General features: G+C 57.2%; 6 protein-coding genes. 2 read left to right on the forward strand and 4 right to left on the reverse strand.

Annotated elements, in window-relative coordinates; all coding sequences use genetic code 11:
- Nucleotides 1-378: 378 nt before the first annotated feature.
- Nucleotides 379-717 carry a hypothetical protein gene (locus UCMB321_RS27000; protein ID WP_245220857.1) on the reverse strand — a complete coding sequence of 113 codons (339 nt, stop codon included), beginning with the start codon at nt 715-717 and terminating at the stop codon, nt 379-381.
- A gap of 242 nt (nt 718-959) precedes the next feature.
- Between UCMB321_RS27000 and UCMB321_RS27005 the strand changes: the two genes are divergently transcribed.
- Entirely contained in the window at nt 960-1,313 is a 354-nt protein-coding gene (locus tag UCMB321_RS27005; protein WP_040071763.1) for a type II toxin-antitoxin system HigB family toxin, read from the forward strand.
- Nucleotides 1,314-1,368: 55 nt separating this feature from the next.
- The gene (locus UCMB321_RS27010; RefSeq protein ID WP_040071764.1) at nt 1,369-1,842 is read left to right on the forward strand and encodes a helix-turn-helix domain-containing protein; all 474 of its coding nucleotides are present in this window, start codon (nt 1,369-1,371) and stop codon (nt 1,840-1,842) included.
- 103 nt (nt 1,843-1,945) lie between these two features.
- Here the strand turns inward: UCMB321_RS27010 and UCMB321_RS27015 are convergent, their stop codons facing one another.
- The 3 genes from UCMB321_RS27015 to UCMB321_RS27020 all read right to left on the reverse strand — a co-directional run.
- Nucleotides 1,946-2,368 carry a hypothetical protein gene (locus tag UCMB321_RS27015; protein WP_040071765.1) on the reverse strand — a complete coding sequence of 141 codons (423 nt, stop codon included), beginning with the start codon at nt 2,366-2,368 and terminating at the stop codon, nt 1,946-1,948.
- A 440-nt stretch (nt 2,369-2,808) separates the two neighbouring features.
- Entirely contained in the window at nt 2,809-3,426 is a 618-nt protein-coding gene (locus UCMB321_RS30410) for a hypothetical protein (RefSeq protein ID WP_084615164.1), read from the reverse strand.
- Between the two features lie 5 nt (nt 3,427-3,431).
- A partial coding sequence (locus UCMB321_RS27020) for an RHS repeat-associated core domain-containing protein (protein ID WP_040071766.1) occupies nt 3,432-7,778 on the reverse strand: 4,347 nt, incomplete at its 5' end.

Here is a 7,778-nt window from a genome sequence, read left to right on the forward strand (position 1 = left end):
GATTGCCACGTTGGCCGCGACCTCGAGCACACCGCCGAGAATATCGGCCATCATCGAGGTATGGGACAACGCATCGCCCAGGCGGGCAGCCCAGAGCGGGTCAGACATGGGAGGTCTTCAAGACAGGTGGTCCATCATCAGGTCAAGAGCGGGGCAGAGTATGAATGATCTGATGTTGGCAGGAAATTATTCCTACTGTGATTGTGGGGGTGGATCACAGTTGTCGAGCAAATAGCGGGTGCACGTCTTCAAACACACCGCTCCCCTTGTAGGAGCCAGCTTGCTGGCGATGAACGCCGACACACCGCGATCAGTCTGATGCCCCGCGTTATCGTTGACGACCATCGCCAGCAAGCCGGCTCCTACAGGGGCTGTATTTCAGCCCACGCTCACCTGCGCCAGCTGCAACGGTTCGTGTCGCTCGCCGGCCTCCTTGAGCAGTCCATCGACCTTCTTCAGTGCCGTCAGCAAGCTACCCACGCTGCGGGCATTGAGCCGCACACCATCGGTGAAAGCCTTGTTGATCGATACCATGACAGTGGACACGCTCTCGTCGGCCTGGGCCTCCAGCAAATTGTCCCGCAGGTGGGTGATCAGCTCCTTGAAATGTGGATCGTCCAGGGAAAGGGGGGCTTCCAGATCGTGCTTCTTCAGGGTGCTGATCAGCAGCCCCAAGGCCACGCTGGCCCGCATCAACGCTCTTTCTCGTGCATCCATTCGCTGTCTCCTGTGTCGAGGTCCGGCTCTAGTGACGCCTGAAGGATAGACCACGGCGGGGATGGTGCTTTTGATGGGGGTGGGTGAGCGACGACTGGCTTGGTGGTAGCACTCTGGACCAGAGCGTTTCATTGTTTTTCCAACGAGTCCGCATGCGGCGTCGATCACTTAGGATGACAGCTTGGATTTTGACAAATATCTGGATTTGAGATATTTTTCGCCTATGCTGAAGGTCAACAACCATGCGAGTGATAGCAAAAGCAGCGGTGACACAAGCGATGAACACACACAGCCAGTGGCGAGCCCCTTTGAGTCTGTGGCTCACGACGTTTGATCGGCCAGGCCTGCGCTACGAGTCCTTTGAGCAATTTCGAGAGGTCTGGGCAAGCGCATCAGGGTGGAATGTCGATCGAATTCCTCACTCGAAGCTCAAGGTCAGCAGTAAAAAGGGTCCATTGGATATCTATATCTTTGACATCAAGAAAAATGAGTGTCGAATTATTTCTTGGATCAATACGAAAAATGGCAGCATTTTCATAAAGGATATTTTGCCACATGCCAGCTATGACAAGTGGTGGCAGAGTGAAGTCAAGTAAACGAGATTCGAGACGGGCTTCTACAGTCTTGCAGAGTGCGATAGCAGGTGATGAAATGAAACGTAATAAGGTCAGCCCTACAGACTTTGATATTTTCATAGCCAATATTTCCCCAATGCTTGAAAGCCTGAATGACCAGGTAGCGACCTTGGCTCGGTTGTTGTCCGCATGCCGTGAGAAAATCAAGGATGAAAGCGATCTTAAAGATCGAATGGCGTTGATTGATGAGCTTTACTCTCATGCAGACAGCGAAGATCACGCCGCTGCACGTTTTGCCGAATTAGTGGCTGATCGTGTGTATGACTATGAGACTGAAACGGTTTTGATTCCTTACGCTTCCCAGTCGCAAGCGTTGGCATTCCTGATGGATGAAAGAGGGGTGAAGCAAAAGGATCTTTCTGCTATTGCGACTCAAAGTGCGGTGTCTGAAATATTGAACGACAAAAGAAAAATGACCGTTGCGCAGGTAAAAAAGTTTTCCGAGTTTTTCAAGGTTCCCGCTGAGTTTTTTATGCAGGGTGTTGTTTAGGTTGAGCGAAGCGTTATCCCGATAACGCGCTGAAAAAAACAGGCTGATCGTTACCGGGATTTTCATAGGCCACGGATAGGGCTTTTCTTACCGCTTGGGAGACCTATGAAGGCGACGCGGGATTAGACGAAGACGACCCCTCCAGCAACGCATCCACCACCGCCCGAGCCACTTCCACCGAATGCAGCATGCCCCAGAACAGCGCCCGCTCGACCGGGTTGGTGTGCAGGCTGATTTCGTCGCCATTGAGTTCCGCTGTTTCGAGCAGTCGCGACACGTAGGTCAGCGCATCCTGGGCATTGATGCCCGGTTGGATGGCAAACAGCGTGGGTTTGCAGGGATCTTCGGGGATGACGGCTTTGGGGGAAGTGAAGGCGAGGGTGTCGAGCAGTTGAGGTGTGCCGGGAGGGTTTGATTCAGCCTTGCCTAAAGGACTATTCGGGACCTTCCGCAGGTAAGTCTCTCTATCGGCAGTGCTGAGGGCTTTGCGAACGACAGGCGGATCGGGGGTGATCTTCTTGGTCATGGTGGCATTCCTATTCGAGGTCAGGAGTTCGCCACTTTCCGCGTTCAAACAAAAGGTGGCGGACCGTACGCAGGTTGAACGACCGGGAATAGGAACCGGCAGGCCGAAGCCTCCTGCGCACAGCCCGCCATAACGCGAGCACAAAAATACCGCTTTCGCGGCGCTGTGCGCCTATTCATTTCCGGGCGTTCAAACCCGTGTCGCTGAATTTGCAGCGACATTAAAACTGTAGCCTTCGCTGCTGGTGCACACAATATTCTCCCACGTCTGAAGTGCGTAGGAAATGCGAGATTTTTTAGCGGGATATTTCGCCGGTTGATGGCCGGGGAGACAAGTTGAGTGTCGGGTTGATAAATCCATGTCGTGACGTCTGCTTGTATGTTCGAAAAATGGTAACGGGGTGGATCTATTTTCTTTCAAATAGATCTGTGTTTTTTAGATTAACCTAGTATTTTGAGAGCTAAAGCAAGGTCGAATTGCTTGTTGCCAAATATTTTTTTGCTGCTGAGTACTTTTTGGAAAAGATCAGAATCTGAGTTAAGTCCGTTTTTTTGCGCACAGAAAATAGTGGCTAGAAAGGGGAATGCATAATTGTCTGGCGACGCGAGTATGTCATCAATCAAAGAGAGGGAGCCGGAAATGCAGTTTTCCACATCTGAAAGATAAAACTTAACTAGGCGTTGTTGTATTTTTTTTGCTGTTGATTTTACATCTTGCGGTGCGGGTGTTCTGATAATTCCGCCGATCTCGTCCCCGAATTTCTTATCAGGTTCTGATAGTGAACTTTTGGAAAGAAATGATGAGTTCATTAGTCGGCTTGGGTAGGGAGGTGATTGGCTGATGCAAAAGTCCATGGCTTCACACTTGAAAAGCTCGACGCCGGCATAATAACCGTCGGCTTTCGACAAGTGCTGGATATAAATTTCACCATGCTTTTCTTTGGCGATAAGTAGGCTTAGCTTGTTTTTGCTAGCTTTCAGGTCAAAGCATGAAGATGTAATGTTTTTCAGCTCTATTGATAGCTCTTTTTCTAGTTCTTTCCGCGTTTCTGTACTCATAGTATTCACTTGTAAATTAATAGATTGAAAACAGCATTGTGTTGAGCCCCTTTCCCACCCAGGGGAACGCCAGGGTTGCCGTTGGTGTCGACCTTGAATGTTCCATTGGTTCCGGCCGAAGTCTTTATTGTGCCGCCTCCCAAATGTTGAGTCGTGTTCGCGGGTTTGTTCATGTCGAAAACTTTCGAGCCTGTTTGGTTAGGCGTCAGCTTTCCGGTTCCATGTTTCACTTCAAAAACGTGTACTTTCCCGAATCGATCCTTGGCAACGAAGTCAGCACGAATGCGTTTACCATTCACTTTCATGGTGACCTCCTCTGCTACGACCTTGAAGCCGTTTCGCTTCAAGTCGTGAAGGGCCTTGTTCCGGCCTTTATTTCCGCTAATGGCACTTTTGCACGCCCATCCCCACGGGTCGAGCCAAGTCAACGGGTTCGGTGCATATTGATAAAAATTCAGACCGCCCGCCAACCCAATCGGATCCGGCGTCGTAAACCGACCCACATCCGGGTCGTAAAACCTGAACGTGTTGTAGTGCAGCCCGATCTCCCGGTCCAGGTATTGGCCCTGGAAGCGCAGGTTCTGTTCCTCGATGTAATACGGTTCGCGTATCTCTTCAAGGGTGTTGCCCCAGACTCGATACCGGGCCTGCCACACCGTGGCGCCATCGGCTTCGGTCAGTTGCTCGGGTAGGCCATTGAGGTCGTTGTGGTAGTAACGGACCTTCTGCAAGGCGCCGCTACCATCGACCCGAGCCAGCGGTTCATAACCGTTATCGGCATACAGATACAGGCTGGTCTGGCTATTGCGGTGTTCCTGCAACAAGCGCAAGCCGTCCCAGGTGAAACGCGTTTCGCCCAACGGATAGCCGTGGTTGTCGTGTTCGCTCTTGCCAATACGCCGCCCCAACGGATCGTAGGTCATGCGCACAACCGTTTCCCGCACACCGTCCTGGTTGCGCACTTCGATCAACCGGTGCTCGGCGTCATAGGCAAAGCGTTGCACCCGATGACTGCCGCTACGTTTCTCGATCATCCGCCCAAACCCATCGTAGCGATAACGCTTGTCCTGATAGGTCAGCAGCTTGTTATGCACCACCAACCCTGCACCGGCTTGTGGGCCGTCCAGCAGGTTGGCGGCGGCGTCGTAGGCGAAGGTTTCGCTTTGGCCCTGCACGCTGTCCTGGCTGGCGATGATTCTCCCCGTGGCGTCGTAGTGCAGCAATTGGCGCTGGTCGCCGCGTGGCTGGCGGTCGAGGCGGCCGATCAGGTTGTCGCTGGGGTCGTAGTCGAAATGCTTCTGTGCCGGTGCCGGCAATGCTGACGGCTGGTTGGAGGGGCGGCGCAAGCGTGAGCGCAGGCGTCCAACCCGGTCGTACTCACTGCGAGTGCTGAGCTGACCCTGGGTGCGCAACACCTCGCGGTGCAGGCGGTCGCGTTCGAAGTCGCTGATGACCCGGCCGTCCAGATTGATCTGGTGCAGATGGCCGCTGCCGTAGTACAGCCGATTGAGCCAACGCCCATCCGGCAACTGCGTCTGGAGCAGATTGCCCAGTTCATCGTAGTGATGCTGCAGGCTGCCCGCCGCGCTCTGTTCTTCCAGCAACTGGCCAAGCGCGTCATAAGCGAAGCCGAGCTTCTGTTCCTGGCCGTCGTGGTCGGTAAAGGTGACGGCGGTGAGTTGGTCCAGCGGATTGTAGGCGTACTCGGTGCGGCCATCGTCGGTGACTTTGGCGATCAGGCGTCCCACCGCATCGCGTTCCAACTGATGAACGATGGGCGCCACCGGTGCTGATGGAACCAGCGCCAGGCCACTGCCAAACGGCGCCGGAACGTATTCCACGCGGGTCGCGTTATCCAGCACGTCATAGGCATAACACCGCGCACTACCGTCGAGATCGCGTTGTTCGGTAAGGCGGTCGCCGGCATCCCAGGCAAAGCGATAGCTCTCGCCGTTTTCATTGGTCAGCGCCTGCAAACGCCCGTAGGCGTCATAGCCGAACTGCACCTGCCGCCCATGGGCGTCGATGCGTTGGCGCACCTGGCCGCGACGGTCGTACTGATAGCCGGTGCTGTGCCCGGCCGGATCGACATAACCCGTGAGCTGGCCGCTGCTGTCGCGCAAGTACTGCTCGACGCGACCGTCCGGCAATTGGCTCTGCAACAGGCGACCCTGGGCATCGTGCTGGTAGGTCACGCGCTCGCCGAGGGCATCGGTGACAGTCTGCAGGTGGCCGCGCCGGTCGTAGCTGAAAGTGGTCGGTTGCCCGGAGCAGTCCACATGGCGAATCAACTGCCCGAGGTCGTTCCACTGCAAGGTTTTGCTTTTACCCGTGGCATCGATGATCGCCACCACCTGGCCCTGGGCATCGAAGCGGTATTGGGTGACCTGCCCCAGCGGATCGGTCTCGTGGGTGCAGTTGCCGCGTGGGTCGTAGCGGTATTGCCAGCTGTTGCCCGCCGTGTCGGTCTCCACCAGCGGCAACGCCCAGTGCTCCAGCCAGAGGGTCGACTCGCTGCGCCCCAGTGGATCGACGCTGGCATTGAGGTTGCCCGCTTCGTCGTAGCTGAATTGGTGCTGCCCACCCTGGGGATCGGTGGCGCCGAGCAACTGGCGCTCGTCGTTCCACTCGAATTGCCAGGTGTGGCCGAGGTTGTCGGTGTATTCGGTGATCTGCTGCTGCGGGTTCCAACGACGGCTACTTGCCCGCTTCAATCCGTCGGTGATACGGGTGATGCCGGCCTTCAGGTCATAGTCGAAGGCGTATTCGTCGCCGTCATCGGTCCAGTGCCGAACCACCCGCCATTCAAGGTTCTCGACCAGCGCCCACTGATAGAAACAGCGCAGTCCCGTGGGCCGCTGGTGCTCGACCATCCGCCGCCCGTTATCGTAGGCGAAGCGCCGTTGTACCTGGCCCAGAATGTCGCGCACTTCGGACAGATCGCCGCTGCTGTCGTAGTCGTAGCTGACCAGCACCTCACGCTGTTGATCGGGGTACAGGCGTTCGATCTGGCTGACCCGCCGGGGCCATTGGGTGCTGTAGATCAGCGCCACCTGAACCCGATCGAAGGTGTCGCGCAGCCGGATCAGTCGCCCCGACTCGTCGTAGTCGAGATAGATCCGGTTGTCGTTACGGTCGCCCAACTGGCTCAGGCGCAGGGTCGAAGGATCGGCCAGGGTCGGTTCGAACAGGCGATACAAGCCGTCATCGCTCTCGATCAACAGTTGCCCGTTGCCGTTACGCCGCACCGCCAGACCTTCTCCCGGACTGAACACCGCGCCGCCCAACGGGATCGAACCCATGTCGATACGCCGCGCCTGTTCGTCGGTATAGATCAGCCGTTCGCCGCCTTCGGGATGGACTTCGATACGCACACCGATTTCATAGGGCAGGCTCCAGCCGCTGCCGAGCAGACTGTCGCGACGCTCATCGCGACTGTTGTAGAAACGTTGCCAATCGATGGGCAGGAGGCCGGGCAGGACAAAGTCCAACTCGTCCTCGCCGCCCAGCACCTTGGCGCCGGTGGCGGCATGCACCGGGTTCGGCGAACCGGCGATGGCGTTGGTCAGCGCACCGATGGCCTGGCTGGTGACGAAGGAGTTGACCCCGGCCAACAGCATGCACGGCAGGTTGCTGAGGAACTTGCCCTTGCTGCCCTTGAGCATCAGCAGCGCGGTAATCGCCAGGCCGACGCCGGGTGTCTTGCCGCTACGAATCTCGCGCACCACCACCGAACCGCCGCCAATGGTCACGTTTGGCGAGATCAGTCCCGCTGAAACCACGCTGGCGTCACAGGTACTGCGGTCCCCGCTACGCACGGCGGGCTGGCCGTTGATGCTGACCTTTTTCGAACCTTCAGCGAGAAACTGCGGCGGCATCGGCGGGTGCTTGGTGCAGGTCACCAGGTCCAGCGGCTTGGGCACGGCGCCGGGGGCCGGGGTCGCCACCGTGGGCCGCCACATCTGCGAGAAAAAGCCCTTGGCCATATCCAGGAAGCCCGGCTCCGCAGCTTTTTCGCCTTCGCTCTCAGGCGTCCCCGCCGGGGCGACGTGGGACGGCACCGCACCGGCGGCGCGGGCGGCGGGAATCGAGTTGATCAGGGTGTTGGTGGAGCCGCTGAGGATATTGGCCTGCACCGTAGGCGGAAAGAGGGCGTTGCCGATGCCCTCGCACATCTTGCTCAGGCCCTTGTCGGCGCCGGTCTTGCTCATGGCCACGCCGACGACGACCCCGATCACCGCGCCCAGCACACAGGCACCGAGCCCACCGGTGGCGACCGTGATCCCGGTGGCGGCGACCACGGCAGCGGTGGCCAGTGCGGTGATTGCCACGTTGGCCGCGACCTCGAGCAC

The organism is Pseudomonas batumici, from assembly GCF_000820515.1.
In the GTDB taxonomy this organism is placed as follows: domain Bacteria; phylum Pseudomonadota; class Gammaproteobacteria; order Pseudomonadales; family Pseudomonadaceae; genus Aquipseudomonas; species Aquipseudomonas batumici.

Coding starts and splice junctions, on each gene's coding strand:
- UCMB321_RS27000 (WP_245220857.1), bottom strand. CDS start 717: ATGGATGCACGAGAAAGAGCGTTGATGCGGGCCAGCGTGGCCTTGGGG.
- UCMB321_RS27005 (WP_040071763.1), top strand. CDS start 960: ATGCGAGTGATAGCAAAAGCAGCGGTGACACAAGCGATGAACACACAC.
- UCMB321_RS27010 (WP_040071764.1), top strand. CDS start 1,369: ATGAAACGTAATAAGGTCAGCCCTACAGACTTTGATATTTTCATAGCC.
- UCMB321_RS27015 (WP_040071765.1), bottom strand. CDS start 2,368: ATGACCAAGAAGATCACCCCCGATCCGCCTGTCGTTCGCAAAGCCCTC.
- UCMB321_RS30410 (WP_084615164.1), bottom strand. CDS start 3,426: ATGAGTACAGAAACGCGGAAAGAACTAGAAAAAGAGCTATCAATAGAG.